The sequence below is a fragment of the Turicibacter bilis genome, from assembly GCF_024499055.1.
Lineage (GTDB): Bacteria > Bacillota_I > Bacilli_A > MOL361 > Turicibacteraceae > Turicibacter > Turicibacter bilis.
Window position 1 is genome coordinate 967,189 of sequence record NZ_CP071249.1, and the last position, 26,375, is coordinate 993,563.

Consider the following 26,375-nt stretch of genomic DNA (forward strand, 5'->3'; position numbering starts at 1 on the left):
ACTCAATTTGTTTAAGTCCGTTGAATAACTGAATTAAATAGAAAAAGGAGTCGATAAGCTTTCGACTCCTTTAAAACGAGATGAAAAAAACAAAAATAAACACACCTATTTTGTCAAACTAAAATTAGATTAACCTAGGCAATAATATCATAAATTAAAGTAGGTGAACAAACTGAAGATGAAGAAATCTCATAAGCTTTTTTAATGTATTCAATAGCTTCTTGGGAATCTGCTTGATTTGTATGAACATAAGCTAAGACATCACCTTGATTGATGGCTTCCCCAACTTTTTTATTTAATACTACACCAACACCCATATCAATGGTATCTTCTTTTGTCGCACGACCTGCTCCTAATTTCATAGCAGCAATTCCAATTGACAATGCGTCAATCTTCTCAACATATCCAGCTTCTGTTGCAGTGACTGGGATAACAGAAGACGCCGTTGGTAATAATTCAGGATTTTCAATTTGAGAAGTATCTCCACCTTGTGCCGCAACAAACTCTTTAAACTTTTGTAAAGCTTCACCATTTTGTAATTTTTCTTTTAGTTGCGCATAAGCTTGCTCAGTATTAGCAGCTTTTTTGGCTAACACAACCATGTGACTGGCTAATTGTAAAACAAGCTCTTCTAAGTCTTTAGGACCATTTCCACTTAAGGTCTCAATCGCCTCTTTAACTTCAAGGGCATTTCCAATGGCAAATCCTAATGGTTGATTCATATCTGTTAAAAAGGCAACTGTTTCACGACCTGCATCACGTCCAATTTCAACCATTGCAGTGGCTAATTCTTTTGCATCATCTAATGTTTTCATGAAGGCCCCTGCTCCAAACTTAACATCTAAGACAATCGCATCTGCACCCGCTGCAATTTTCTTACTCATAATTGAAGAAGCAATTAAAGGAATTGACTCAACAGTTCCAGTTACATCACGAAGAGCATATAAATATTTATCAGCTGGGGCTAAATTTCCTGTTTGACCAATAATCGCTAACTTAATATCATTGACTTGCTGAATAAACTGATCCATCTCAATTTCAATTTTCATTCCTGAGATTGATTCAAGTTTATCAAGTGTCCCACCAGTATGACCTAAACCACGACCACTCATTTTCGCAACAGGTACGCCCATTGATGCAACAAGAGGACCTAAGATTAAAGACGTTTTATCTCCAACACCTCCTGTTGAATGTTTATCAACTTTAACTCCTTCAATAGCTGATAAATCAACAACATCTCCACTATTAACCATTGCTTGAGTTAATGCTAAACGTTCTGCTTTCGTCATATCATTAAAAACAATAGCCATTAATAAAGCTGACATCTGATAATCCGGAATCTCTTTGTTTGTATATCCATTAATAATCCATTCAATTTCAGCGGTTGTTAACTCAATATTATGTCTCTTCTTAGAAATTAAATCTACCATTCTCATTATTATCACCTATTTCTTTACACAGAATAAAATCCCCTTAAATTATACCCTAAAGTTATTCCTCTTGAAACTGCTTCAATAAAATATATGCTAAAAAATTTGTTTTATTGAATACTTAGACTGGCTCGTGGAAAAATAGAAATATAACCTTAACAAACTGAGGTGAAAACATGTTTCGACAACACAAAATTTTATGCGAAAATAAAGAAACAGTCATCTATCTTTTTCTTTATGATCAACAAATTGATTTAGATACGATGAAAAATATCTTCTCTCAAATTTCAAATATGACCCTTGAATCACGAATTATTGACTACTTCAACCAACATAATATTAAATGTCTTGGAAATCATGTGAGAATCGTCTATCAGTCAACCATTGTTAAAGATTTATTCATCAATCAACATCGTAAGCCAAGATCTTACGCCACAAATGTAGTAAGTCTTTATCGATAAACGAACATATCTTCCATTTAGAAGTGATAATCGAGCGATTATCACTTTTTATTAAAGGCTTTAGCCTGTTGAGCTCGCGAAGCGTGCGAAACATAAAACCACCTGCTATGCGGGTGGGAAATAAGGGTTATACCACTAAAAAATCACCTTTCTTCCTATAATAGAGTTGTTCAGGCTACTATTTTAGAAGAGAAAGGTGATTTTTATGGCCAATAAGGCAAATAGTTTATCTCACACAAAGTGGATGTGTAAGTATCACATTGTGTTTACTCCTAAGTATAGACGAAAAATAATTTATAATCAATATAAAACCAGTATAAGAGATATATTAAAACAATTATGTGCCTACAAAGGAGTAGAAATAATAGAAGGACATCTGATGCCAGATCATGTCCATATGTTAGTAAGTATCCCACCAAAAATGAGTGTCTCAAGTTTCATGGGATATTTGAAGGGGAAAAGTGCATTGATGATTTTTGATAAACATGCAAATTTAAAATATAAATTTGGAAATAGACACTTTTGGGCCGAAGGATATTACGTAAGTACAGTTGGATTAAATGAAGCAACGATTAAGAAATATATACAGGAACAAGAAAGCCATGATATAGCCATGGATAAATTAAGTGTAAAAGAATATGAAGACCCTTTTAAAGGGTAGCTAGCCATACGAAAACTCCTTTAGGAGTAAGCAAAAGCGGCAAAGGCAAGTAGCTTGAACAAAGTGAAAGCTAGCGCCTTGAGACGCTAGCCGGTAACAAGGGCTTATAGCCCTAGTGAAAACCACCCGTTTGACGGGTGGTTTTTATTTTCAACTTCAGTAAGCGTTTTACTTCGTCTTAAGGAACAAAAACTGTAAAGGTATTTCCTTCACAGTTTTATTTTTTACTATTCTTTTTTTCTTCATCTGATGTCATAGATAAATCATTAAATATCAATTCTGACCCAAATTCATTTCCATATTCAAATGGAGTTAATAAATTTCCAAACATGCAGCGATTTATCTCATTTTGCCAAGCGTGAGAAAAAGCACTCGGATAATCCTGATTACTTTGAACAGAACGATTTTTTTTCATGTCGATGACTCCTTTTTATAACAAAATAGTTGTCAAAATCACTAAGATTAAGATAATGATTAAGTAAATTAAGACAGCTCTTGCAAAATTACGCTTGTTAACATTAATCTTTCGACTAAAGCTCAAGTAAAGAAAGGCAATTAAATTGATGACTGGAATCATTCCAAGTAAGATAAGAAAAAGCCATTCTTCTATTTTAACCACTGCTTGCAATGACTCCTTCTCTTGTCGAGGTTCCACGATTTTTATATCCTCCATCATAAAAGATATTTATATTTTTTGAATAAAACATTTTTTTATACCTATTTATGTATTTTTCTGACAAAAAAAAGACTGTTTTGAAAATCAAAACAGTCTTTTTTTTATGCCTTCATTGGCTCTTTAATAATTACTTCAACTTGTTCACAAATTTCATTCGTCGACAATGATTCATATGCTTCGTATGGAATTGGATCATGAATTTCCATATTAATTACTGTACGACGTGGCCAACGTTTAGATACTTCATAACTATTATAAATGGTTACTGGCACAATATCCGCCTTTGCTTTTTGAGCTAATTTAAAACTTCCTGCTTTAAAACTACCAACTTCAGCCTGAACCATACGTGTCCCTTCCGGGAAAATAACCATTAAATGTCCTTCCTTAACACTTTTCGCCGCTGCAGAAATGACTCTAACTGATTGTCTAACATCTGTACGATCCATGAATTGACATTGAATTAAACGCATTGAATCACTTAATAAGAAAATATTATCTAACTCTTTTTTCGCGACATAGCCATGTGGTTTTTTAATCGCTTTTAACATTGCGACAATATCTATATTACTTTGGTGATTTGCATAAATAACTCCATGCTTAACTTGGTCTAACTTTTCTAATCCTTTAGCATTCACTTTTACATTAAATAGTACTGGAATCGCCCATGAAACAACCCAACTAATAAATGAAAAACGCTCCTGTGCAGAATATTTTTCATCTTTTAATTGTTGAACACGAGCGTTCACACATAAAACAACAATAATAGCTAACACAATAATAACTAATAAAATTCCTAATACAATCCATAAAAATTTTAACAACTTAACTCATCCTTTCATAAACAGCAAATCGTAATTCACCACTTAAGTACTCTTTCATACACACCCATTCGTTCCAATCAATCGTTGGAAAATAGGTATCTCCTTCAAATACTTGATCAATATGTGTGATATATAAGCGATCAGCATAAGGTAATATCTGTTCATAAACCGAACGTCCCCCAATGATAAATAACTCTTTTTCTTTTGGATAATTCTGTATTATCGTTTTCCAATTCGCAAGTACCGTTACCTCTTCATAATCATAGTTCGTTGTAGTTGTTAAAACATAATGATGTCGATTTGGTAACGGCTTATTTTGATACGATAAAATGGATTCAAACGTTTGACGTCCCATCAGGATATCATGCCCCATCGTTGTTTGCTTAAAATAAGCAAGGTCTTCTTTATAATGCCAAGGCAATCGATTTTTTGACCCAATCAATTGATGACGGTCAAAGGCAACAATCAATGAAATCATAATGTTCTTTCCTCACTCATTCAATCTTATTGACTTCTACGTTCCGAACAGTATAAACGATGCACACTTAATGAACCTATTTGTAAAATTTTTCAATAACTCCATAGAAGAAATGACGTTTTTGATTTTGACGATCTATTTGAAAACCAAGCTTCCCTAGCTGATGATTCCCATAACTCGATTTAACAACGACACGCTCTTTAGCTACCCTTAATGCCTCTTGAACATGTTCTTCCGTCATCACATCATATGATACAATTGGCTTAATTATTTTAATACCATGTGAACTTTCTACTGATTGATTAAACATAAAATCAAAGTAAACAACATCCACTGACTCATCTGGACATTGTTTTAAATAATCCAAATTATCAGTATTAATAATGGATACTTGATCAATTATTGCTTTCCACTCCAGCTTTTCATTAGTGGCATAATACTGTAATCCTTCCCTTACTAAAACAGATAGAGGGAAGCTTTTCTCAAGTGAGATCACTTTCCCAGTAGGTCCAACAATATAATTTGCAACTAATGTATCAGAAGCTAATCCCAACGTGCAATCTAAAAAAGTCATTCCTTCTTTAAGCTGACAAGCCGTCATTAAACTATCCGATTGCCCATTCTTAATTTGCTTAATTCGATGCATCGCCATATTCGGATGAAAGAAGACTTCCTCTTGTCCCTGTTCATAATAACTTAGTCCACGTTGGTTATTCACAACAAAAATATGAGGATCGACATGCTCAAGTAGATATTTAACGGTTTTTTTATTTCGTGCCATATATGGAACTTGCAAAGATTCAGACAACTCTTTCGCCTTTATAATCAATTCTTCTGTTTCATCAAATGCTGTTGTAATAATCATCATGTCACCGCTTTTCATTAAACTCTATCTTAATATTTTGACAGATAATGCTTTGAAGTTCAAGCCGTTTTAAATAACTTCTTTTTATGTTTTTCAAACTAACTTACTTTTATAAAAAAAGCCGCTACTACATTAGTAACGACTTTTTTAGCTTCATTTAATTTACATAGCTATTTCTTCAATTTGTACTTCCTGATTCTCTAATTCGCTTCTTTGATCACCAGTTCGAGTCTGGATAAATGATACTTTTTCTGCAACCACCTCTACTGCACGTAATGATTTATGATTAGGAATTTCATATGTTTTATGAACCAAACGTCCTTTAACACCGATGATAGCACCTTTACCACAATATTCAACGACGCTCTTAGCAATCCCTTCCCATAACGTAATATTGATGAAGTCAGTGTCATATTCACCACTGGCTGCATTTTTAAAGGAACGCGTTACGGCCAGTGTAACAGTCGAAACTTTTTTCCCTTCTTGAGTTTGAATCAATTCAGGTTGGCGTACAACACGCCCAACTAACACAACATTATTTAACATATCAATAATCTCCTTTAACTTCTTTATTTGTGCGCACTTATCTATATATACGCCCATCTTTTATAACTTCCTTTTATATTTTTTCTTTTTTCAAAAGAAAACGTGTTCATGTAAGTTTTCATAACTGAACACAGAAAGGACACATTATTTTGTCGAATTTTGATATAATTTCAAATGTATTCATGAACACCCCCCCGTTCATGCAATACATTCCTTTCATTATTGTTTTTCATTCCATTTTTAATTTTTTACATCCCCTCATCAAACAAACGTATTGGGTTATGAACTTAGCAAACTTTTTTCGCTAAGTACCAATGCAACCTTATACTATTCCCCTCTCGGAGAACTGGTGCCCCCCACCAGTTCTCCTTTTTTATTTTCTTCATTATAGCTATAAAGAAAAGCTCCCCAAAAGGGAGCTTTTCTTTATGCTTGTTTAGGTAAAAGTTTAAAGATACTCATACGATCTTCAACAAAGTAATCTTTTGCTAATTGTTGTAAATCTTCAATTCTTAATTCATCTAAAATATCTAGAATTGAGAATAATTGAACTCCATTAAATGCATACTGAGTAAATTGGTTTGCAATAAATTCAACCGAGTTTAATGCTGATAAGAAACGTCCAACCTTTTTATTCTTAATACGTGTGAATTCAGTTTCATCAAATGTCATCGTTGGAATTGTTAATAATTTTTCTTTAATACTGTGTGCTAACTCATCAGGATAACGTGTATCTCCACCAACAATTGAGAAGCCAAATGATAATTCACAATTTGTTTCATATGAGAACGTATCATTAATATAGCCTTTATCTAACATCTCTTCATAGTACGTTGATGAGCTACCAAATATTAAATCAAAAATAATGTCTAAGGCCACTTCCTTTTTAAGCAAATCTTTACCATCTTGATCCGCACTTGCATCTTTAACTCCAACAAAAACTTTTGCTGTTCCAACTTCCATTTCTAACGTACTTTCCGGACGAACAGCTTGAGGCTCTTCTTTTGGATATTCACGTGGAATTGGCTCTTCTTTTTTATAATCTTTTTTCGCTTGATTTTCACGGACTAATGCCATCATCTCTTCAACATCGAAATCTCCAATCACAAATAATAACATATTTGATGGATGATAAAACGTATTATAACATTCATATAATAATTCTGCTGTAATCGGTTGAATCGATTCGACTGTTCCAGCAATATCAATTTTTACTGGATGTTCTTTGAATAAATTTCCAATGATTTCATAGTAAGCACGGAAATCTGGATTATCATCATACATCTTAATTTCCTGCGCAATAATCCCTTTTTCTTTTTCCACGGTTTGTTCGGTGAAATAAGGAGATTGTACAAAATCAATTAATGTTGTTAAGTTTTCTTTTAAGTCACTCGTACAAGAGAATAAATAGCATGTTCTTGTAAACGATGTGAAAGCATTAGATGAGGCACTATGTGCAGAGAATTTTTCAAACACGTCATAATCTTCTTTTTCAAACATTTTGTGCTCTAAAAAGTGCGCAATCCCATCAGGAACTAATTTCATCTCACTTTGCCCAATTGGAACGAAATGATTATCAATTGATCCATACTTTGTTGTAAAGGTTGCAAATGACTTATTGAAACCTCGTTTAGGTAACATGTATACTTCTAAACCATTCTCTAATTGTTCATAATATAACTTTTCTTGTAGTTGAGGGAATTCTTTAAACTCCATTACTCAGTCACCTCTTTCCCTGTTAAGAAGAAGATTGTATCTTCTTTAATCTTTTTAGCAACTGAAACAATTTGTTCAGCTGTCACTAAATTCACTTGGTTTACCCATTCTTCTACTGTTAATGGAGTTGGTAATAATTTATTTAAAGCTTCATGCGCCATCATTCCTGAAGCTTGATCCATTGATTCTAATTTTGAATTAATTAATGACTTCTTAGCTAAATCAATTTCTTTATCTGTAAAATTACCTGCCACCATATCTTTTAGTTGCTCATCAATAATTTTAAGGGCTTTTTCATAGTTTTGAGACTCAATTCCAGAGTAAACATACATCACACCTTTATAGTTATCTAAGCGAGATGCGCAGTAATAACATAATGATGCTTTTTCACGAACATTCATAAAGAGTTTAGAGTGTGCGTATCCTCCGAACATACCATTGAATACAAGTAATGGTAAATAATCTTCATCACCAATACGGGTATGGGTACGATATCCGATGTTTAATTTCCCTTGTGAAATATCTTGTTCTTCTTTAACGACCTTCACTTCTTCGATTTCTTTATCTTGATGATCAACGACTTGTAAATTTACTGAACGGTGCGCAAAATCGAAGTGATTTTTAAAGATTTCATAAACTTTATCATGATCAATATCTCCGACCACTGTAATATTCACTTGATTTTCATTTAACATCTGTTCATATGTTTCCATTAATGTTTGACCATTAATTTGTTCTAAATCATCCACATAACCAATTGAATTAATACTGAAAGTTTCACCTTCACACATATTTTCAACAAGCTTTTGTAAGGCGTATGATACTTTATCATCATAAATCGATTCAATGTATTCTTTTAATAAGCGCTTTTCTATTTCAACCACTTGTTCTTTGAAACCACCATCAATCACTAATGGTTTTAAAATCACGTCTTTTAAAAGCTCAACCCCTTCTTCAAGCAACGGTTCACGATTTCCTAAGAACTTTTCATTCGCTAATGAAAGATAGAACTTAATATTATGGGTTTGCCCACGTTTTTCAACTGTTGTCGATAAAGAGGCTCCATATAAAGATTCTAAATACGTGTTAATTTCTTTTTTAGACGGATATTTTTCTGTTGCTGAACGTAAAACATAAGGAAGTAAAGAACGTTTCGTTACTGTTTCACGATTAATTTCAGATTGAAATGAAACTGAAATTAAATTTGTCTTAAATTTATCCGTTTTAATTGTTGTTAAGGAATAACCTAAATCATCAAATTGACGAACTTCCATAAAGTCACCACCTATTTTCTATTTACTATCTTTTTTTGTGCACCTTCATTATAGGTTATTTTAAGGATTAAATCAAAAAAATTCCATATTTTTTCATTTAATCCGTTAAATGTTGGGTGACATAATATGTTCGTACACCCTCTTGTTCAATTCCATAAACGCCAATACCGATTTTTGTAAACTGTTCATTCGTCATATTAGCATAATGAGTTGGTGATTGCTTCCAAGCTTCAAAAATTTCCGAGGCAACTAGTAATGGACTTTGAGATTTGAAAATATTTTCACCACTAATCTGACAGGATATTTGATAGGTTTCTACCAGACTGGCGAATGTTAAATGTCCTTCATGACTAAAGTAATTATACTTAGCCATATCCTTCGATTTTAAACGGGCAGTTGTTGTTAATGACTCAGACTGTTCAACTGCCTTAAGCCCAAGTTGAAGGCGTAAATCATTGACTAACTCAATCACCTCTTGTTCAATTGTAGTATCATAAAATCCTATCACATCATCTGTTGCTTCATTTTTATCAGGTATAGGTGGTTTTTTAGGAGTCGTTTCTTCAACTATTTTATGATCAGTCTCTTCATTTTGATCACTTGGCTTTTCAGGCTTTAAAAAAGTCCCATCCATTATGTGATTTGAAGATGACGGATTTTGATTGGAATGATTGATGATGATTGATTTTTTGGCTTCAAATGTAAAAGTTACTTTATCTAATAAAGCTAACGTTGTTGATGACGTATTAGTCTGACATGCCCCTAGTAAAAGGGCACAAATCATAAAATAAATTCTTATGATCTTTTTAAACAAACTCCTTCACATCCTTTTTAATCCACCATTACTTTATTTAATATCAGTTAGAACTATAATTTTATACACATTTTAACGATACATTCATGCGAAATCATCAATCCTTGCTACTTATTGAAGATAAAAAAAGAACAGCCAAAACTGGTTGTTCTTTTGAAAGAAAAATTATGCTAATTCTAATGCAATCTCCATCATTTGAGTAAATGTATTTTGACGCTCTTCTGCAGATGTTACTTCATGTGTTACTAATGAATCTGAAACCGTTAAGATACATAAGGCATTAACTCCAGCGTAAGCTGCATTCATGTATAAAGCAGCAGCTTCCATTTCAATTCCCATAACTCCCATTGCAGACCATTTTTTCCATGAATCCTTTTGAGCATCATAGAATGTATCTGAAGATAAAATGTTACCTACTTTAACTTCAATTCCTTTTTCATTCGCAACATTCACTGCTTTATTTAATAGATCCCAAGAAGCAATTGGTGCGTATGTTCCTGGTAATTCATATTGTGCAGCGTAATTTGAGTTTGTACAAGCACCCATTCCAATAATAACGTCACGGATTTTAACATCTTCGCGAATTGATCCACAAGATCCAATACGAATTAAGTTTTTCACTCCGTAGAAGTGGATTAATTCATAAGAATAAATTCCGATTGAGGGAATCCCCATTCCTGAACCCATAACAGAGATTTTTTTCCCTTTATATGTTCCAGTATATCCGAACATATTACGTACTGTATTAAATTGAACAACATCTTCTAAAAATGTGTCCGCGATAAATTTCGCACGTAATGGATCTCCTGGTAATAAAACTGTTTCTGCGATAACACCTTGTTCAGAACATCCAATGTGTGGTGTTGGAATTGCCATAAACTTCACTCCTCTAATTAATGATATTTTAGTATGCTGTTGTGTTTTCTTTTCCTTGTACTAAAGCAACTCCGCCTGAAGTTCCGATACGGTTAGCTCCAGCTTCGACCATCGCTTTCATATCTTCAGATGTACGAACTCCACCTGATGCTTTAACACCTACTGTTTCACCAACAGTTTGACGCATTAAGCGAACATCTTCAACTGTTGCTCCACCTGTAGAGAATCCTGTTGATGTTTTAACAAAGTGAGCTCCAGCTTTAACAGACATTTCACAAGCTTTGACTTTTTCTTCATCTGTTAACAAGCAAGTTTCAATGATTACTTTAACTAATGTTCCATTAGCAGCATCAACAACTGCTTTAATATCTTCATATACTAATTCCCAATTACCATCTTTAGCAGCACCTACATTGATAACCATATCAATTTCAGTTGCACCGGCTTCAATTGCACATTTTGTTTCAAATGCTTTAACTTCTTTCATTGTTGCTCCTAAAGGGAATCCGATTACTGTACAAACTTTTACATCTGTTCCTTGTAATTCATCTGCACATAAAGAAACCCAAGTTGGATTAACACAAACTGAAGCGAAATCATGTTCTTTGGCTTCTTGACATAATGTTAAGATTTGTGCTTTTGTCGTTTCTGGTTTTAAAACTGTATGATCGATATACTTACTTGCTTTCATATGGAGCCTCCTAATGACTATAAAATACCGCTATATAAGTCTTTATTATTATAGCTGAAGTCTTAAAGGTTATAGCGAAAAACAAAAAAATAGCCTTTTCATTTTTAGTTAATCCTTTTAACTCAACATAAAAATTTAAACAATTATTGGGACTATATAACAACTCGTTATTAATTCTACCAAAAACCTATTTATTTTAAAACATTTTTTCAAGAGATAATTGTACTTTTTGAAAGTTTTATGTCGTTTTTTACGTATCACTTACTTATAAAAAATAACCCTTACATCCTTCATTATCCTCTCTTTTATTTTATTAACTTTTTAAATTATGAATATATCGAGTAACCGTACGAATCACTAAAAAGACTGGAATCGCAAAAAATACTCCCTTTAGACCAAAAAAACTTCCTGAAAGCATCATTAAAATCATAATAAACAAAGGATGAATATCTAAATTACGTCCAATAATAAATGGCTGTAGAAAATTTCCTTCAACTGCTTGTAAAATAGCAAGAATAATAATGACAAGAATAACCTTATTCCAGGAAATAGAGAGCGCAAAAATAATCACAGGAATGGCACCAATAAAGGGTCCAATAAAAGGAATAAAATCAGTTAAACCAATTAAAAATCCGAAAAGTAAAGCATAATCAATTCCAGCAAACATTAATAAAATGGTCGCAATTAATGAGACACAAACCATAATAAGTGCTAGCCCACGAATATAAGAACCTAACGAATCATCTAATAAGCTAGACAAAGAAGCAACATGTGATCGATATCGTTTCGGAACTAACTTTAATAACCCATTCAAAATTTTTTCATAATCTTTCAAAAAATAAAACAACGCAATTGGAACAATAACAATAAACATTAATGACCCGACAATTGAAAAAATTAAGTTAAAAGTAAAACCAGTCACTTCACGAATATGCTCTGTTAACGTACTGACCCACGTATTATATTCACTAAAAAATATCTCACTTAAATTTAAACCCATTCGTTCATCAAAGATTAGTAATTGATTTTGAATAGCTGTTAAATAAATGGGTAAATTTAAAATCAAATCATGAATTTCTCTAATAATGGTTGGTAAAAACCACGAAATAATTCCATATAAACTTCCAAATACAACGACATAAAATAAAAACACCGAAATTACTCGGGGTAAACGAATTCGATCAATCCACAAAATAAGCGGATGAATAATATAAGCCAGTAAAAATGCAACAAAAAATGGAAATAAACTTCCCCAAATTTCACTCCAAATCCTTCCCCAAACGGGTGATGTTTGAATAAATAAAAATATGATCACTAAACTGACTAAACAGGCAATGGCATAAAGCAAATAACGAATCATCCGACTATGTTTATTAAAAAATTCATCCATCTCTAACACCTCATTATCTCAACTAATTGCTACTATTGTCTTTATATTATAAGTGTGTAGAATATGATTATGCTTATTTTAGATATAAAAAAAGTCCTAACAAAGATTAGGACCCACTATGCAATTAAAAGTTGTTTTCGATAAATAACTTTTTTGATAAAATCAAACCCCAATGTGACAAGTTGCACCAGCATAACCACTAAATATGGCGCAAAGATAAAATGAATAAAGTAACTTAATAAGGCTGAGAAAATGCCACAAATAATAATATAAGCATATTTAAACATTAAATGTCTATCTAAAACAACAATATCTGGTAAAATAAAAATTCCTGTTATTAACACCGAACCATTTAATAAGAACAAAATCGTTAACCAATTCGGTTGTTGAAAAATAACACCTAGCAAAATACTTACTAATCCGTAAACACCTAAATAAAGAAACGATACTTTATAATCAATGACTTGACGCTTCACTAAAAATAAGGCACTTAGTAATAAAGGAATAATGAGTGTAAAGCATAGACTGCCCTCAAAGATTCCAAAGATTACTGTTTGTAACGAGTAATATTCTGAAATAAAACCATCGAAGGACAATGGATGAAGCGCATTTGTTACTACCATATAGGGGGCTGATAGCATCGGGGGAAGTTCAGTTAATCCTAAATTATAATTAGTCATTTTAATTCCAAGTACTCCAATAAAATAACCAATTAATGCAGGATGAAGATGATAAAACGTGTGACCCTTTTTTGTATTTTGTGAAAAAATAGTCATGACCATAATTGCCATACAAAAAACAGAAATAGGGGCATCTAATGAAAACATCAAAATTAATAACGTGCTAAATAAAAATGTTGGACGCTTCAAAGGAAAAAATATTCCTTCTTTCACTGTGTGTGGATTCGTCCCAACAATAAATGAAACTAATAGATCAATCAAGTAAGCATAGCCTAGAATTACTCCTAATTTGATAACATGAACCTTGAAAATTTCAAATGCTATGCTTTGTCCTAAATGACCAATCGTTGAATAATATCCAAATTCAACGAATAATCCCAACTGAATTAAGACAAACGTCACTAATAAAAAATGTTTGACTTGACGTTCTCCATAAATTCGTCTAGCATGATACTCCTTTGCCTTTTGTTTAATCACTTCTTTAATTCGCTTCATTTTCGAATGGACTCACTCCCTCTTTTGAAATAATTCTATTCTAACATGAGAACTTGATTTTTTGTTAAATGAAATAACTTTAATTTAAAAAGATTAGCTCATAGCTAATCTTTTTTATTTTGATCGATACTCTTCTTTTAAATCTTCTTCTGGAATTCGATATAAATTGACATGACAATAACCTGTTGGATTTTTAGTTAAATAATCTTGATGATATTCCTCTGCATCATAAAAAGCTGTCTGCTTTTTAACTTCAACAACAATTTCATCTTCATACTTCAATTGTTCTTGATTAATAAATAATCGAATCACTTCTGCGTCTGCCTCATCTTCATAATATACACCCGTCCGATACTGTGTTCCTATATCTCCACCTTGTTTATTTAAAGAGGTCGGGTCGATGATGCAAAATAAATGTTCTAAAATTCGTTCTAATGAAATGATCGTTTCATCATAAAAAATCTCACAAGCCTCAACATGATGCGTTTTTCCTATGCAAACTTCTTTATAGGTTGGATCTGCCGTTAGACCATCCGTATACCCAACTTTTGTTTTAATAATCCCTTTGATACGTTTAAAGTATGCTTCAACTCCCCAGAAGCATCCTCCAGCTAAAACAATTTGTTTCATATTTTCTCACATTCCTTCATACTTATTAGTGCCCTTTACGACGAATTGGAATTGACTTCGTTAATTCACGAACCACATAACTTGCTGCAATTAATCCGGCCACACTTGGAACAAAAGCATTTGAAGCGGGTGGTAGTTGCTGTTTACGAACTTCACTATCTTCTTTTCCAACAACCTTTAACGTATCTTCTCGTCCAATGATTGGACTTTCTGTTGAATAGATAACTGGAACTTTTCCACTCACTTTTTCTTTCTTCAGCTTTGTACGAATTACCTTCGCTACTGGATCATAAGACGTTTGGTGAATGTCTGCAATCTCAAATTTTGTAGGATCTAGTTTATTGGCTGCCCCCATTGATGAAATAAATTTAATTTTACGACGTAGACATTGTTTAATTAAATGAATTTTAAATGTAATCGTATCTGAAGCATCAACAACAAAATCAATCTGATGTTCGAATAATCTTGGAGCAGTTTCTTCATTATAGAACATATGCATTTGAATAACATTACAATTTGGATTAATCTCTGCAATACGCTCTGCCATAACTTCTACCTTAGAACGACCAACTGTTTTTAATGTCGCATGAATTTGACGATTAACATTCGTAATATCAACGACATCTTTATCAATTAAAATTAATGTTCCAACGCCCGTACGTGCTAATGCTTCAGCAGCGAATGACCCAACACCTCCAATACCTAAAATAGCAACTGTACTATTCTTTAAGATTTCTGTTCCTTCTGGTCCATAGACTAATTCATTTCTAGAAAATTGATGTAACATATCTTTGAAGCTCCTTACTCTTTCTATTTAAAAGTTATAAACTGATTATACCTTTATTATGTCCAAAATGCTATGAAGAGCGTCTAAAATGAATAGAACTTTTTAATTTTTTTATTGTAATAACGATTAAAATTACACAATCTGCTCATACTAGTACTGTCAAGAAGAGAAGTAAATTTGCAGTGAGTATTTGTTGCCGATATGATACCTATACGTCGGATTAAGGTATGCAACATCAAGTCACTGTACGTCTGATAATTATATATGTGAGATAATCTATTATTATTGCTCTTCTTGAACACGTATATTCTGAATTTCCTATTTAGCGATTGTAACGAATATACACTCTCTCTTAGTTTCCCTAGATTGTGCGTAAGGTGATTAGTTGTTGAATCCGAACATTTCTGATAAGGGAATCTGGTGTTCTAATACGGTGTTGAATGCCCAACATTGTTGGGACTCCTAATGTATTAGACAGGATACCCACCTGCTACCAAGCGGGTTTTTATCCTAACACCTACGGCAATTTGGGCAATTAAGAAGAACACGGGTTCCGTACCCGTGTTTTTTTATTTTCTAAACTAATTTAAAATCTAAATATATAAGTTCAGATAAGTTTTTTACATGGTAAAAACTTTTACACTCCTAGCAAAGGAAGAATAGATTTCTTTCAGAAATCGACAGGGAACTCTCAACCTACTTCGGTTCGAAATGGCATAGGAAACCAGTATTAAATTTTATTACCAACTAACACTGATGTAGAGTTGTAAAATACATTTCTGTTTCTATATACAACCACTCCTATCAATCTGTTAGATTCATATTAACTTCCAGATATCACCTGATTGCTTTTAATTCATTCTCGTGTTAAGATAGCTTTCCCCATGAAAAAGGTTATTCCTGAATGGTACGTAAAGTGACTAACTTTTTAAATCCGAACATTTCTAATAAGGGAATCTGATTCTCAAATTCGGTGTTGAATGCCTAGCTTTTTCTACCTAGGACTCCTAAAGAATTTGATAAGATACCCACCTGCTACTTAGCGGGTTTATACTCTAGCACTTACGGCCATTTGGGTATCATTCATAACCTGCCCATTAACTAAGACTTTCCAGAACCAATCATATTGATTTTGTTGGCCCGACATGTTAGGATATGTATCCGGTCATGAGTGACCCGAATCCAAAACATCCTGGACTGTACGTAAAGTGATTAGTTCTTTAAATCCGAACATTTCTAATAAGGGAATCTGATTCTCAAATTCGGTGTTGAATGCCTAGCTTTTTTTTCACCTAGGACTCCTAAAGAATTTGATAAGATACCCACCTGCTAATTTAGCGGGTTTACATCCTAACACTTACGGCAATTTGGGTCATTATATTCATTTAGATTACCTATAGATTAGATATGATGAAGCCACCAATTAAACATGAATTTCGCTTAATGATCATACAATTTAGAGAAGTTTTTAAAATATTAAATTAATAGTTGATTAATATTCATGAACATGATAAAATTAAAATCCAAATTGATTGAACTTTATTATTTGTTATGAATAAACACACACACATTTTAAACTAGTTTATCTAATATAACCATTCATCATGTCCCCTAAACATGATAAAAAATGGCCCTAGATAATCTAACAATCTGCAATCAGATTGTCGATCAATTTGGTGCCATGATAAATCAATGAATCATGAGATTTATTATTTCAGGTTATTGTCTTTTTACCAAGAACATGATAAAATCTAATCAAAATCTGAGATATGCGTAAGGTGATTAGTTCTTTAAATCCGAACACTTTTGATAAGGGAATCCGATTCTCTAATACCGTGTTGAATGCCTAGCTTTTTCCACCTAGGACTCCTAACGTATTAGATACGATGCCCACCTGCTAATTTAGCGGGTTTATATCCTAACACCTACGGTATTTTGGAGAAACACAAGCATTTGCTTGTGTTTTTTTATTTCTCATAAAAAGGTAATAAAATGTAACCCTAGAATAGACACTGTAAAAAGAGGTTCTTTGTCAGATAGTGTTGCTGATTAATTTGTGACCTATTACAATGAAAAATTAAATTGAAATCCTAGTGGTTATGCTGCTAGGATTTTTGTTTTAGGTTTTGTTAGATTTTGAATCATGAGAATACAAGATTTAAAATGATAGAAACTGCGATATCCAAAGGCAATACGCTTAATGACTTTAATTTTATTATTAATTCCTTCAATAAGAGCATTTTTGTAGTGAGTTGAGAGTGTATTTTTGATATAAGATTGATAAGTTTTAAAGGTTTGAAAAGCTGTTTGAAATTCAGGAGAAATAAGCGAATGTTCTGTTTCAAGCAAATGATTAAATCGTTCTAAGTTTTTCGTTTGAAGAGCGAAAAGTAAGTCTTGATAGAGATCATAAGTTGCTTTTAGTTCAGGAGATAAATCAAGTAGAAAGTTTAAGATATCAATTTCTCGCATCGGTTGTTTAAAGAAGTAAACTGATCGATAAGTTGTGGTATTAAGTAAAGAGTGAGATTTTAAAAATAGTCGCCAATAACGTTTGAATTTTCGATGGTGCTTTTTAAACTTTTTCATGAATCGGATACGAGTTTTATTCAGTGCACGAGAGATATTGTTTATAGTATTCTAATAATTAACAGGGATGCATTTGAAAAGTTAACATCTCTTTTGTAAAATTATCCATATCAACTAGAGATATGGAGGAGATAGGAGTGCTAACTTTGGAGAAGAAAGAAAAAATGATTCGTTTATATCTAAAAGGTCTATCTTATACCGACATTGCTAAAGAGATAGGAATGACTCGACAAACGGTTAGTAAATATATTAAGCAATATGAGAAGGATCAACAAGAATTAGAATTAGCTACGACCGCTGAAGAAAAAGAACAGATTATTATCCGTTCATCTGCTAAGCCTAAGTACGATAGTAGTAAACGTCAACGTATTAAATTAACACCTGATGTTGAGTCAATGATTGATTCTTGCTTAGAAGAAAATAAACAAAAGATTCAACAGGGGAAACGGAAACTCATCATGAAAAATACAGATATTTATGAATGGCTGATTTCGAAAAATATTGATATTAGCTATCGTTCAGTTTGTGCTTATGTTTCTAAACAAGCCCAACGTTCAAAAGAGGCATTTATTAGGCAAGTTTATGAGCCTGGACAAGTGGCTGAATTTGATTGGGGAGATGTTACTCTTTATATTGAGGAATTGGGTGCTGAGCGACGATTTAAAATTGGAGTGTTTGACTTAAAATATAGTGATAAGAGATTTGCTTACCTTTATTCACATGAAAATACGGAAGCTTTTCTTGATATTCACACTCGCTTCTTTGAAGAAATCAAAGGGGTTCCGACTGAAATCGTCTATGACAATGCACGTGTTCAAGTGAAACATCTAGCTGGTAGAGAAAAACAACCCACTGAGGTGGTTAAAAAATTAATGAATTATTACGGTTATATTCCCCGATACACCAATCCTTACAGTGGTCATGAAAAAGGTCATGTGGAGCGTTCTGTTGAATTAATTCGACGAAAAGCTTATAGTAAGTCTCACCATTTCAAAACAATTGCAGATGCTGTTACTGCACTTTTAGAAGCAACTCACCGTGAAAATCAAAAAATAAAACAACGAACGAACCAATCTGCAGAAACTGTATTTGCACAAGAACAGAAGAATTTACTTCCATATAGGTTACCCTTGGATACTTATTTAACCTCTACCTATAAAGTGAATAAATATAGTTTTATTCATGTCGATTCCAATTTTTATTCTGTTCCGGATTACTTAGTAGGAAAAGAGGTGACTGTCCGTAAAAACATTAACCAGATTAAAGTTTATTTCGATGATCGATTTTTATTTAAGGCTAACCGATTAATCGGACGTCACCAATATCATATAGATATTCATCACTATTTAGCGACATTAAAAAAGAAGCCCGGGGCAATTGCGCATAGCTTGGCTCTCAAACAAGCTACTCCCTGGCTTCAAAACATATTCCAAACTTATTATAACACAAATCCACGAGACTTTATCTATCTATTAACAATAATTGAGCAGAACTCTCTTGAAACGGTTCAGTTTGCGATTGAATCTTTAAAACGACAAGGGTTACCGATTCAAAATCATCACATCATCAATTACTTATTGAATTTAAACCCTAGTCAGTTCAATACCAAAGATTTAATTGAAGCCCCTATTGAACAAGCTTGTTATCATCAATTATCTGAAATTAGTTCAATGTATAGTCAAGGAGAAAACTCATGGATCAATTAATTAAAACTTACACCAAACATTTACGCTTACCTTATATTCATCAAAATTTGTCTTTTCATTTAGAACAAGCTCGGTTAGAAAATCAATCCTATGAAGAGTTCTTACTGAATCTTTTTCAATATGAGGTTGAACTTAGACAACAGAATGGGGTTAATACGCGTATAAGAGCTGCTAAATTTCCATATCTAAAACATTTAGAGGAATTAGAGGTCGCTGCTTTACCATTAGAGGCTCAAAAACATTATCAAACATTAAAAAGCTTAGAATTTATTGAAAAGAAACAAAATGTCATACTAGCAGGTAACCCTGGAACTGGTAAAAGTCATACGGTCATTGGACTTGGAATTAAAGCCTGTCAAGCTGGATATCATGTGTATTTTGCGCATGTTCCGACTTTAATTATTGAGTTAAAAGAAGCAAAAAATGAACGTGTCCTACAACGTTTAAAAAAGAAGTTTGATAAATATCATCTCGTTATTTTAGATGAGCTTGGTTATATCTCGTTTGATAAAGAAGGCGCAGAGCTGCTCTTTAACTTTATCTCTACTCGATGTGAAAAAGCATCAACAATGTTTACGACTAACTTGCCCTTTTCAAGATGGAATGAAATCTTCCATGATCCGATTATCACAGCGGCCATGGTTGATCGCATTACCCATCAATCTTATGTGATTAACATGAATGGAACAAGCTATCGTCTACAACAATCAAAAAAATTCTTAGAAAATCATGAAAGTTAAAAATTAAATTTCAATTAAGTTAACTTTTCACTTGCAATATACACTTCCTTTGTGTATCGTTTAAAATAAGCTTGAAGGGAGCTTAAACGACGATCTTCAATGATATCGATGATTTGTTTGGATTCAGCATCACAAAAGATAAAAGACATATGACCCATTCCCTAGCAGTGGAGGATTTATGCTTCGCATGCCAGGTGACCCTCAGCAGACTTAACCGATTTAAATTCATCAAAACAAAGATTTTCAGGTAAATAATTAAAGTTTAAGGTTTGAGATTCATAAAAGCTATGGATGATACGATTGACAGTTGAATGAGAGACCTGATGACGACGAGCGATATCACATTCAGAGATTTTATTTTGAGCCTCTAAAGCAATGGCATGTTTCGTGTTATAAGAAATATAACAGTTCTTTTCAACGATTGAAGTTTTTAGTGTAAAGGTAGATTGGCAATGCCCACAATAATAACGCTGTTTTTTGAGCTCTAAGTAGGTATCATGAAGGGAGACTTTTGGTTCTATAATATTTGGTGTTGCTGATTAAGCAGCACTTTTTTCATGGCATCAAAAAAAGAGACCTCAAGTCTCAATCCTGTTACAATGTTATCGGCTAAAACAATATTGAAAGGATAAGATTTGATGTCTCACTCATATTTTACTAGAAAACTTTTAAATATTAAAGATAAAAACATTACATTCCTTGAAGATTCACTTGAAGAAGTTAAATTAAACGGAATTACTAGCTTTATTTTTAAAGGAACCCTCTCGTATCAACCGACTCATTGTCAAAAATGCGGAACTCTATTTGATTCAAAATTTAAGAAGCATGGATTTAAAACCTCTCGAATTGTCATTCCAAAAGTCTGGTTCTATAATATTTGGTGTGGGTGACAGTCCTACAACTTTTCTTTTGTAAAAAAGAACCTTTTTATTTTGCCCTTTACAAGGGTACATTTTATCAACATTGAAGTACCTTATTTTTATTTTCTAGCAATTAATAAAAGATATTTAAAAAACTTTATTTTTTCCTTCAATGAAAGTTTCATTATAAAACGATAAAAAAGTGGATTCTTCTTCATTGAAATATTTTGTTTTTTCCATTCATCTTTAAAATAAGAACGAACTTGTGCATCACATTCAAGCACAACCCGATAATAGTAAAGATGTAAGTATAAAAATAAATCAAGTTCCTGTTTATATTCAGGCTGTGCATTCAAAAGTTTTCGAACGTAATTTAATGACTTTGATACAGTATAAATAGAGGTCCCTTTTGTATTTGAAACACTGCTTGGTCTTAAATAATAATTATACAAAATATCTCGTATAACTGATACAGTTGGATTTGATAACGCTATTAAAAATAAACTTGCTAAGTCTTCACCATAACGTAAATCTTTAGGTAACACTATCTGATTTTCCATTAGAAACTCTCGTTTAATTAATTTATTCCATAACGCTCCATTTAGAGCTCCATTTAACAAGCAACTGATTAAGCTTTCATTATTTAACTCTTCTAAATGCAAAGATGATGGTCGAATTTGTCCATCACTCCTTACAAATTGATAATCAAAACAAATTAAATCTGCAGTAGATTGACATGCTATCTCATTTAAGCGTTGTAAAGAATTTGGATTTAACCAGTCATCACTATCCATCCATAAAACATAATCTCCGCTGGCCACTTCTAATCCTTTCTGTCTAGCAACTTGTACGCCTTGATTTGCTTGGCGAAGTAAAATCAGTTTTAATGCATGACTTTGTTGATAATCTTTAACCACCCTAGCTGTCTGATCACTTGATCCATCATCAACAATAATAACCTCAACTTCTTGATAGAACTGAGATTCAATTGAATCTAAACAAGTCGTAATATAATCTGCTACGTTATAAGCAGGTATTATGATGCTAATCTTCATATTATCACTTCCTATAAAATAGATTCAATTTTATATAAAATTTCATCAATATCAAACTGGGCAGCTAGTTTTGCACTTTTTGCCTCCAGCATTGGGATTGAAAAACTTCCATCTAAAATTTGACTTAATACTTCCACCATTCCATCAGCACTACATTCACACATCAGTCCCGCTTCTCCATCATTTAAAATTTCTTGATTTCCAGTAATTTTTGTTGCAACAATAGCCTTATTTAAAACTAACGCCTCTAACAAAACAATAGGATAACCTTCTGTTCGTGAAGAAGACATAAAAATATTTGCTGATTTCATATAAGGATAAGGATTTTCTTGATAACCAAGTAATTTTACACAGTGAGATAACTGTAACGAATCAATCAACTTTTCAAGTTCTACACGTTGAGGTCCTTCTCCAACAATCACTAAATCTACCTCAAAACGTTCAACTATCTTAGCAAAAGCTCGAATCAGTATATCAAATCCTTTTTGAGGATTCAAACGACCAATTGTAACAATCGTCTGTCGCGGATAATTCACCTCAAAGGCTTCTGCTTTTTTTATAATTTGCTCCGGAATCACAGGATTAGGAATAACTCTTAAAGAGACATCAACCTGTTTAAACCGATCCTTAAATGCAGCAACTGAATCATTGGAAACAAAAATCAACTCATCAAAGTGACAATAACAACGTGCTTCATCTCCTGGATAAAACATATTTTTAGTCCAATGATTTTTATGCATATCTGTGTGAATCCATGCGATTTTTTTACTCGCCTTATTAGGAGAATGAGCAATTAAATTCGTAGCCATCCCCTCTAAAAAAGCAATTTCAACATCATATTGTTCTTTAATCTTTAAACGATAATACCACTTTCGAAAATACTTAATAATTCGGCTCTGTAACCAGTACATCCACCCTGAACCTTTCATTAAATACTGAACATTAATCCCTGCTGGAATTTGATCAAGATAAACGCCTTGATGCTGCAATACAATGAGCGTAATCTCGAACTTCTTTTGATCAAGGCGACCTAAAAGATCAATTAAGACCCTCTCAGCCCCTCCCCCTTTTAAATGGGGAATCATGAACATGACTTTCTTCATTGTCTTCCTCCCTTCTAATTCGAGCGTCTGACACCTAGGTTTAATAATACTTTTAAAATCTTAATTTTAAGTATGAAATGCTTTCCTAACTTGTCTGTAAAATAACGATCCTTATCTTCTAAAAACAACGGATTGTTAATCCAATTTGGATAATATGACATTAAATAAGCATGATGTTGACGTAGTTTCTGATAAAGATGCCATGGATGTTTACCTTCTAACTTAATGATCTTCGGTAAATGCCTAAAGAAAATTCCACGAATGAAGTATAGTTCAAACTGTTGTCTTTCAAAGGTTGTTAGTGAACGAGTTTTTCCATAAGCGGCTAATTGATTTCCAACTTCGTAAATATCATAAATTTTTGGACTCACTTGGGAAGACATAATCGATCCCACACGTTCCTTACGATAATAGTATAAAAAATCTTCGACATAAACAATCTTAGGTTGATTTAATAAATACTTATAGGTAAATACATTATCTTCATACCAAAGTCCAACTGGAAACTCAATATCAAACATCTTTATCCATTCGTGCTTATATAACTTATTCCACACCGTTGGATGACCTAACATTGGATAGATTTCATTATGGTCAATCAAATCTTTTTTTTCTGTTTGATACACCTCTTTAATTTGAGAAACACATAAATCTGCTTGGGCATCAATCATAGCCTCATATAAAACTTTAAGCATATTTACATGTACATAGTCATCCGAATCAACAAATGCAATATATTCACCCGTTGCGCGTTTTAATCCAAAATTTCTTGCATCTGATAATCCTCCGTTTGGCTTTGTAAATACTTTAATTGCTGGATATTTTTTCTTATAATCCTCTAAAATTGCCATTGAACCATCAGTACTTCCATCATTGACACATATAATTTCAATTTCTTTTAATGTTTGTGAAACCAAACTCTCTAAACACTCAACTAAATAATCTTCTACATTATAAACAGGTACAATAACACTAACCTTAATCATGAGAAACTCCTTTTATTTCGAGGCGTTTACCTCATAAACTTGATAACTATTATTTTCATAAATTAATTGACTAAATTCATTTAAATTTTGTTTCAAATCAGATGAAATCGGACTAGGTACAATTACTAAGTTTACTTGATTAGCCAAAAGAATATCTGAAATACATGAAATCTCTACATTTAGCTTTTCTAATTCTAAAGATCGTGTGATGATATCATATGCTTTTGCTAAATTGGGTTGTTCAGATTTTAGGTCTAATTCAAGTTCACGGTAATCTGGAACCGTATAGACTAATATATGATTTCTTGATTGAAGACGAATTCTAAAATCATAACTTATAATACGTGTTTGCTGTGGTATTTTATCTTTTGTATAGTCATTTAAGAACTCATCTAATTCAAGCAAATCAATAGGTTGCTTATAAAGTAAATTATAAGTCTTAACTGAATTAATTGTATGAATTTTAGTATCTTCATGAAATATCGTATCATTAATAAAAATCACACTACTAATCAAGAAAAATCCACTTAACATTATACGTCTATATTTAAAATCAGCTAATTGAGAAATAGCTAATGTAACAGTAATATTCGAAATTACAAGTGCAATTGTACGGTCATACACAATACCTGTTAAGATTGAACTAATAAAGGGGGCAACAATAGGATTAAAAAATAGAATTAGTGTCGCCAATGGCATAAAGTATAAAATATGATGATCATCCTTTTTGTTAAATCCACATGCTAATAGAAGGACAATTATCATATTTACTAGTATTTGTCCCATATCAACCAACTTGATTGAAAAGCCGTTATAATAAATTTGAATGAACGCTTGATAAAAATCAACTAAAGTCACTGGTGCATTCATTTTCATAACTATCATTATCACACTAGCCATAAAAATCCCAATAACTATTAAAAGACTCATAATTTTTAAAAATGAAAACCACCATTTAGCGTCACGTTGATTAAATCTATAAACTAGACAATACAGAGCTAAAAGAAAGGTGATAGGAATTATACTCAATCCTCCAACAATATCATATAAAACTGAGCCTACATATAGTGCGACTGGAGATGATAATACCAAGAAGAAATTAAAGTAATCCGCATACCTAAACCATACTAAGTATAAAAATAATAAAAGTAATATCATAACCGATATAAATAAAGCAGTTGAATGAGTACTCAAATGGGCAGTCATTATTAAGACTGTGACTAACAATAAGCGTCGATTCGGATGCTTTAAATATATCATTATCAATAAAAGTAAATAACTTAAAATAAACAAACGATAATTTGCACCATAATAGCTAAACTCTAAGAAATTGAGATTAAAGACGCTTAAAAAGAACACAATCATAAATGAAAGAATACGATATTTCTTATGAAGTTTTGGAGTTAATAGTTCAATCCCATCTAAAACTACACACGGAAAAATCAGAAATGATAACAATGATGGTAACCAAATCATTAACAGTGTTGAATCCACACTAAATAATTTTGATAACATCGCCATCAACACATAATAACCTTGGTAATTGTACATCCAACTTAAATTTCCCGATTGGCCACTCCAAGGATCAATAACATTTAAAAAATCACTTTCTACATTCGTTCCAATCAAAGGAAGATAGAAGTTGAAATCCCAATATGTATCTAGACTTCGAAGTATTGTATAAAGAAACGTAAACAATATAAAACAACAAATTATCAACCAATTATGTTTTTTAATAAATGATTGCTTTAAATAATTTATTAAGGCACACCACTCTCTGATAATTAATACTACTAATGCTAATATAATGATCGAGGTTAAAATAGCCAATATCGTAGTTGAAAAATGTAGTAACATAAACGGCCATGCTATCAATTGATAAATACCTAAGATGACAAAAAAACCAAGCGAAAGAGGATGAATTTTGTCAAATGCTACAATCGATACACTTTTATTAACCTTTAACCCTACCGCTATAGATGCCAATAATAAAAATATAAATAAAAAAACTATTACTATCAAAAACATACCCCATTTCTTTGTTA

Annotated in this window: 28 protein-coding genes and 4 other RNA genes; 9 read left to right on the forward strand and 23 right to left on the reverse strand. The window is 32.4% G+C overall.

Annotated features, from left to right (window positions below; all coding sequences use genetic code 11):
- Window positions 1-134: 134 nt before the first annotated feature.
- Window positions 135-1,436 carry a pyrimidine-nucleoside phosphorylase gene (locus J0J69_RS04480; protein WP_055242020.1) on the reverse strand — a complete coding sequence of 434 codons (1,302 nt, stop codon included), beginning with the start codon at window positions 1,434-1,436 and terminating at the stop codon, window positions 135-137.
- Window positions 1,437-1,606: 170 nt separating this feature from the next.
- Here J0J69_RS04480 and J0J69_RS04485 point away from each other — a divergent pair, with 170 nt between their 5' ends.
- Entirely contained in the window at window positions 1,607-1,891 is a 285-nt protein-coding gene (locus J0J69_RS04485) for a hypothetical protein (protein WP_055242018.1), read from the forward strand.
- A 205-nt stretch (window positions 1,892-2,096) separates the two neighbouring features.
- Window positions 2,097-2,552, forward strand: a complete 456-nt coding sequence (tnpA, locus tag J0J69_RS04490; RefSeq protein ID WP_055166236.1) for an IS200/IS605 family transposase — start codon at window positions 2,097-2,099, stop codon at window positions 2,550-2,552.
- Between the two features lie 217 nt (window positions 2,553-2,769).
- Here the strand turns inward: tnpA and J0J69_RS04495 are convergent, their stop codons facing one another.
- The 15 genes from J0J69_RS04495 to J0J69_RS04565 form a co-directional block, all read right to left on the reverse strand.
- Window positions 2,770-2,967, reverse strand: coding sequence for a hypothetical protein (locus tag J0J69_RS04495; RefSeq protein ID WP_055242016.1), 198 nt, complete (start codon window positions 2,965-2,967; stop codon window positions 2,770-2,772).
- Between the two features lie 15 nt (window positions 2,968-2,982).
- Window positions 2,983-3,207, reverse strand: coding sequence for a hypothetical protein (locus J0J69_RS04500; protein ID WP_055242015.1), 225 nt, complete (start codon window positions 3,205-3,207; stop codon window positions 2,983-2,985).
- Between the two features lie 122 nt (window positions 3,208-3,329).
- Window positions 3,330-4,049 carry a lysophospholipid acyltransferase family protein gene (locus tag J0J69_RS04505; RefSeq protein ID WP_055242013.1) on the reverse strand — a complete coding sequence of 240 codons (720 nt, stop codon included), beginning with the start codon at window positions 4,047-4,049 and terminating at the stop codon, window positions 3,330-3,332.
- A gap of 1 nt (window position 4,050) precedes the next feature.
- Window positions 4,051-4,527, reverse strand: a complete 477-nt coding sequence (locus J0J69_RS04510) for a dihydrofolate reductase (RefSeq protein ID WP_055242010.1) — start codon at window positions 4,525-4,527, stop codon at window positions 4,051-4,053.
- Between the two features lie 76 nt (window positions 4,528-4,603).
- Complete coding sequence (locus J0J69_RS04515; protein WP_212726198.1) at window positions 4,604-5,392, reverse strand: class I SAM-dependent methyltransferase; 789 nt, start codon at window positions 5,390-5,392, stop codon at window positions 4,604-4,606.
- Between the two features lie 162 nt (window positions 5,393-5,554).
- Window positions 5,555-5,938: a single-stranded DNA-binding protein gene (locus tag J0J69_RS04520; protein ID WP_055274769.1), complete on the reverse strand. Its 384-nt coding sequence runs from the start codon at window positions 5,936-5,938 to the stop codon at window positions 5,555-5,557.
- 426 nt (window positions 5,939-6,364) lie between these two features.
- A complete protein-coding gene (yfmH, locus tag J0J69_RS04525) occupies window positions 6,365-7,654 on the reverse strand; it encodes an EF-P 5-aminopentanol modification-associated protein YfmH (RefSeq protein ID WP_068758901.1) in 1,290 nt (429 codons plus the stop codon).
- Entirely contained in the window at window positions 7,654-8,928 is a 1,275-nt protein-coding gene (yfmF, locus tag J0J69_RS04530; RefSeq protein ID WP_055242006.1) for an EF-P 5-aminopentanol modification-associated protein YfmF, read from the reverse strand. Before yfmF ends, yfmH begins: the two co-directional genes overlap by 1 nt.
- Before the next feature lie 97 nt (window positions 8,929-9,025).
- On the reverse strand, window positions 9,026-9,742 hold the full coding sequence (locus J0J69_RS04535) for a CAP domain-containing protein (RefSeq protein ID WP_212726197.1): 717 nt from the start codon (window positions 9,740-9,742) through the stop codon (window positions 9,026-9,028).
- Between the two features lie 165 nt (window positions 9,743-9,907).
- Window positions 9,908-10,618 carry a purine-nucleoside phosphorylase gene (gene deoD / locus J0J69_RS04540; protein ID WP_055242000.1) on the reverse strand — a complete coding sequence of 237 codons (711 nt, stop codon included), beginning with the start codon at window positions 10,616-10,618 and terminating at the stop codon, window positions 9,908-9,910.
- Between the two features lie 28 nt (window positions 10,619-10,646).
- Window positions 10,647-11,309 carry a deoxyribose-phosphate aldolase gene (gene deoC / locus J0J69_RS04545; protein ID WP_212726196.1) on the reverse strand — a complete coding sequence of 221 codons (663 nt, stop codon included), beginning with the start codon at window positions 11,307-11,309 and terminating at the stop codon, window positions 10,647-10,649.
- Between the two features lie 313 nt (window positions 11,310-11,622).
- Complete coding sequence (locus tag J0J69_RS04550; RefSeq protein WP_068758902.1) at window positions 11,623-12,699, reverse strand: AI-2E family transporter; 1,077 nt, start codon at window positions 12,697-12,699, stop codon at window positions 11,623-11,625.
- 116 nt (window positions 12,700-12,815) lie between these two features.
- Window positions 12,816-13,874, reverse strand: coding sequence for an RnfABCDGE type electron transport complex subunit D (locus tag J0J69_RS04555; protein WP_212725224.1), 1,059 nt, complete (start codon window positions 13,872-13,874; stop codon window positions 12,816-12,818).
- A 114-nt stretch (window positions 13,875-13,988) separates the two neighbouring features.
- Window positions 13,989-14,504, reverse strand: coding sequence for a peptide-methionine (S)-S-oxide reductase MsrA (gene msrA, locus J0J69_RS04560; protein WP_212726195.1), 516 nt, complete (start codon window positions 14,502-14,504; stop codon window positions 13,989-13,991).
- Window positions 14,505-14,529: 25 nt separating this feature from the next.
- Window positions 14,530-15,291, reverse strand: a complete 762-nt coding sequence (locus J0J69_RS04565; RefSeq protein WP_055274763.1) for a tRNA threonylcarbamoyladenosine dehydratase — start codon at window positions 15,289-15,291, stop codon at window positions 14,530-14,532.
- 355 nt (window positions 15,292-15,646) lie between these two features.
- Between J0J69_RS04565 and ssrS (J0J69_RS04570) the strand changes: the two genes are divergently transcribed.
- The 4 genes from ssrS (J0J69_RS04570) to ssrS (J0J69_RS04585) all read left to right on the forward strand — a co-directional run bounded on the left by ssrS (J0J69_RS04570) (window position 15,647) and on the right by ssrS (J0J69_RS04585) (window position 17,237).
- Window positions 15,647-15,829, forward strand: a non-coding RNA gene (ssrS, locus tag J0J69_RS04570) — 6S RNA.
- 356 nt (window positions 15,830-16,185) lie between these two features.
- Window positions 16,186-16,374: non-coding RNA, 6S RNA (gene ssrS, locus J0J69_RS04575), on the forward strand.
- Between the two features lie 103 nt (window positions 16,375-16,477).
- A non-coding RNA gene (ssrS, locus tag J0J69_RS04580) (6S RNA) lies at window positions 16,478-16,669 on the forward strand.
- A 378-nt stretch (window positions 16,670-17,047) separates the two neighbouring features.
- A non-coding RNA gene (ssrS, locus tag J0J69_RS04585) (6S RNA) lies at window positions 17,048-17,237 on the forward strand.
- A 151-nt stretch (window positions 17,238-17,388) separates the two neighbouring features.
- Here the strand turns inward: ssrS (J0J69_RS04585) and J0J69_RS04590 are convergent.
- Complete coding sequence (locus tag J0J69_RS04590) at window positions 17,389-17,925, reverse strand: transposase (protein ID WP_370456892.1); 537 nt, start codon at window positions 17,923-17,925, stop codon at window positions 17,389-17,391.
- Between the two features lie 77 nt (window positions 17,926-18,002).
- Here J0J69_RS04590 and istA point away from each other — a divergent pair, with 77 nt between their 5' ends.
- Window positions 18,003-19,586 (forward strand): IS21 family transposase, encoded by a 1,584-nt coding sequence (istA, locus tag J0J69_RS04595; RefSeq protein WP_256637852.1) that lies wholly within the window; start codon window positions 18,003-18,005, stop codon window positions 19,584-19,586.
- Window positions 19,574-20,326, forward strand: a complete 753-nt coding sequence (gene istB / locus J0J69_RS04600) for an IS21-like element helper ATPase IstB (protein WP_055243484.1) — start codon at window positions 19,574-19,576, stop codon at window positions 20,324-20,326. Before istA ends, istB begins: the two co-directional genes overlap by 13 nt.
- A gap of 14 nt (window positions 20,327-20,340) precedes the next feature.
- Here istB and J0J69_RS04605 read toward each other — a convergent pair whose 3' ends face one another.
- Complete coding sequence (locus tag J0J69_RS04605) at window positions 20,341-20,475, reverse strand: hypothetical protein (protein WP_256637931.1); 135 nt, start codon at window positions 20,473-20,475, stop codon at window positions 20,341-20,343.
- A gap of 27 nt (window positions 20,476-20,502) precedes the next feature.
- A complete protein-coding gene (locus J0J69_RS13495; protein WP_156343971.1) occupies window positions 20,503-20,850 on the reverse strand; it encodes a helix-turn-helix domain-containing protein in 348 nt (115 codons plus the stop codon).
- 114 nt (window positions 20,851-20,964) lie between these two features.
- Here J0J69_RS13495 and J0J69_RS04610 point away from each other — a divergent pair, with 114 nt between their 5' ends.
- Window positions 20,965-21,216, forward strand: coding sequence for a hypothetical protein (locus tag J0J69_RS04610; RefSeq protein ID WP_212726076.1), 252 nt, complete (start codon window positions 20,965-20,967; stop codon window positions 21,214-21,216).
- Between the two features lie 89 nt (window positions 21,217-21,305).
- Here J0J69_RS04610 and J0J69_RS04615 read toward each other — a convergent pair whose 3' ends face one another.
- The 4 genes from J0J69_RS04615 to J0J69_RS04630 are packed head-to-tail and all read right to left on the reverse strand — an operon-like array spanning window position 21,306 to window position 26,358.
- Complete coding sequence (locus tag J0J69_RS04615; RefSeq protein WP_212726077.1) at window positions 21,306-22,241, reverse strand: glycosyltransferase family 2 protein; 936 nt, start codon at window positions 22,239-22,241, stop codon at window positions 21,306-21,308.
- 11 nt (window positions 22,242-22,252) lie between these two features.
- A complete protein-coding gene (locus J0J69_RS04620) occupies window positions 22,253-23,344 on the reverse strand; it encodes a glycosyltransferase (RefSeq protein ID WP_212726078.1) in 1,092 nt (363 codons plus the stop codon).
- A gap of 14 nt (window positions 23,345-23,358) precedes the next feature.
- Complete coding sequence (locus tag J0J69_RS04625) at window positions 23,359-24,330, reverse strand: glycosyltransferase family 2 protein (RefSeq protein ID WP_055245079.1); 972 nt, start codon at window positions 24,328-24,330, stop codon at window positions 23,359-23,361.
- Window positions 24,331-24,342: 12 nt separating this feature from the next.
- Window positions 24,343-26,358: a DUF6077 domain-containing protein gene (locus J0J69_RS04630; RefSeq protein ID WP_237252715.1), complete on the reverse strand. Its 2,016-nt coding sequence runs from the start codon at window positions 26,356-26,358 to the stop codon at window positions 24,343-24,345.
- Window positions 26,359-26,375 lie beyond the last annotated feature (17 nt).

What these genes read in the sequence shown, in the direction of transcription:
- J0J69_RS04485 (WP_055242018.1), top strand. Translation starts at nt 1,607, where the DNA reads ATGTTTCGACAACACAAAATTTTATGCGAAAATAAAGAAACAGTCATC.
- msrA (WP_212726195.1), bottom strand. Translation starts at nt 14,504, where the DNA reads ATGAAACAAATTGTTTTAGCTGGAGGATGCTTCTGGGGAGTTGAAGCA.
- J0J69_RS04565 (WP_055274763.1), bottom strand. Translation starts at nt 15,291, where the DNA reads ATGTTACATCAATTTTCTAGAAATGAATTAGTCTATGGACCAGAAGGA.
- yfmF (WP_055242006.1), bottom strand. Translation starts at nt 8,928, where the DNA reads ATGGAAGTTCGTCAATTTGATGATTTAGGTTATTCCTTAACAACAATT.
- J0J69_RS04495 (WP_055242016.1), bottom strand. Translation starts at nt 2,967, where the DNA reads ATGAAAAAAAATCGTTCTGTTCAAAGTAATCAGGATTATCCGAGTGCT.
- istB (WP_055243484.1), top strand. Translation starts at nt 19,574, where the DNA reads ATGGATCAATTAATTAAAACTTACACCAAACATTTACGCTTACCTTAT.
- J0J69_RS04480 (WP_055242020.1), bottom strand. Translation starts at nt 1,436, where the DNA reads ATGAGAATGGTAGATTTAATTTCTAAGAAGAGACATAATATTGAGTTA.
- J0J69_RS04620 (WP_212726078.1), bottom strand. Translation starts at nt 23,344, where the DNA reads ATGAAGAAAGTCATGTTCATGATTCCCCATTTAAAAGGGGGAGGGGCT.
- yfmH (WP_068758901.1), bottom strand. Translation starts at nt 7,654, where the DNA reads ATGGAGTTTAAAGAATTCCCTCAACTACAAGAAAAGTTATATTATGAA.
- J0J69_RS04555 (WP_212725224.1), bottom strand. Translation starts at nt 13,874, where the DNA reads ATGAAGCGAATTAAAGAAGTGATTAAACAAAAGGCAAAGGAGTATCAT.
- J0J69_RS04610 (WP_212726076.1), top strand. Translation starts at nt 20,965, where the DNA reads ATGTCTCACTCATATTTTACTAGAAAACTTTTAAATATTAAAGATAAA.
- J0J69_RS04615 (WP_212726077.1), bottom strand. Translation starts at nt 22,241, where the DNA reads ATGAAGATTAGCATCATAATACCTGCTTATAACGTAGCAGATTATATT.
- deoC (WP_212726196.1), bottom strand. Translation starts at nt 11,309, where the DNA reads ATGAAAGCAAGTAAGTATATCGATCATACAGTTTTAAAACCAGAAACG.
- deoD (WP_055242000.1), bottom strand. Translation starts at nt 10,618, where the DNA reads ATGGCAATTCCAACACCACACATTGGATGTTCTGAACAAGGTGTTATC.
- J0J69_RS04630 (WP_237252715.1), bottom strand. Translation starts at nt 26,358, where the DNA reads ATGTTTTTGATAGTAATAGTTTTTTTATTTATATTTTTATTATTGGCA.
- J0J69_RS04605 (WP_256637931.1), bottom strand. Translation starts at nt 20,475, where the DNA reads ATGTCTTTTATCTTTTGTGATGCTGAATCCAAACAAATCATCGATATC.
- J0J69_RS04510 (WP_055242010.1), bottom strand. Translation starts at nt 4,527, where the DNA reads ATGATTTCATTGATTGTTGCCTTTGACCGTCATCAATTGATTGGGTCA.
- J0J69_RS04520 (WP_055274769.1), bottom strand. Translation starts at nt 5,938, where the DNA reads ATGTTAAATAATGTTGTGTTAGTTGGGCGTGTTGTACGCCAACCTGAA.
- J0J69_RS04515 (WP_212726198.1), bottom strand. Translation starts at nt 5,392, where the DNA reads ATGATTATTACAACAGCATTTGATGAAACAGAAGAATTGATTATAAAG.
- istA (WP_256637852.1), top strand. Translation starts at nt 18,003, where the DNA reads ATGGAGGAGATAGGAGTGCTAACTTTGGAGAAGAAAGAAAAAATGATT.
- J0J69_RS04625 (WP_055245079.1), bottom strand. Translation starts at nt 24,330, where the DNA reads ATGATTAAGGTTAGTGTTATTGTACCTGTTTATAATGTAGAAGATTAT.
- J0J69_RS04550 (WP_068758902.1), bottom strand. Translation starts at nt 12,699, where the DNA reads ATGGATGAATTTTTTAATAAACATAGTCGGATGATTCGTTATTTGCTT.
- tnpA (WP_055166236.1), top strand. Translation starts at nt 2,097, where the DNA reads ATGGCCAATAAGGCAAATAGTTTATCTCACACAAAGTGGATGTGTAAG.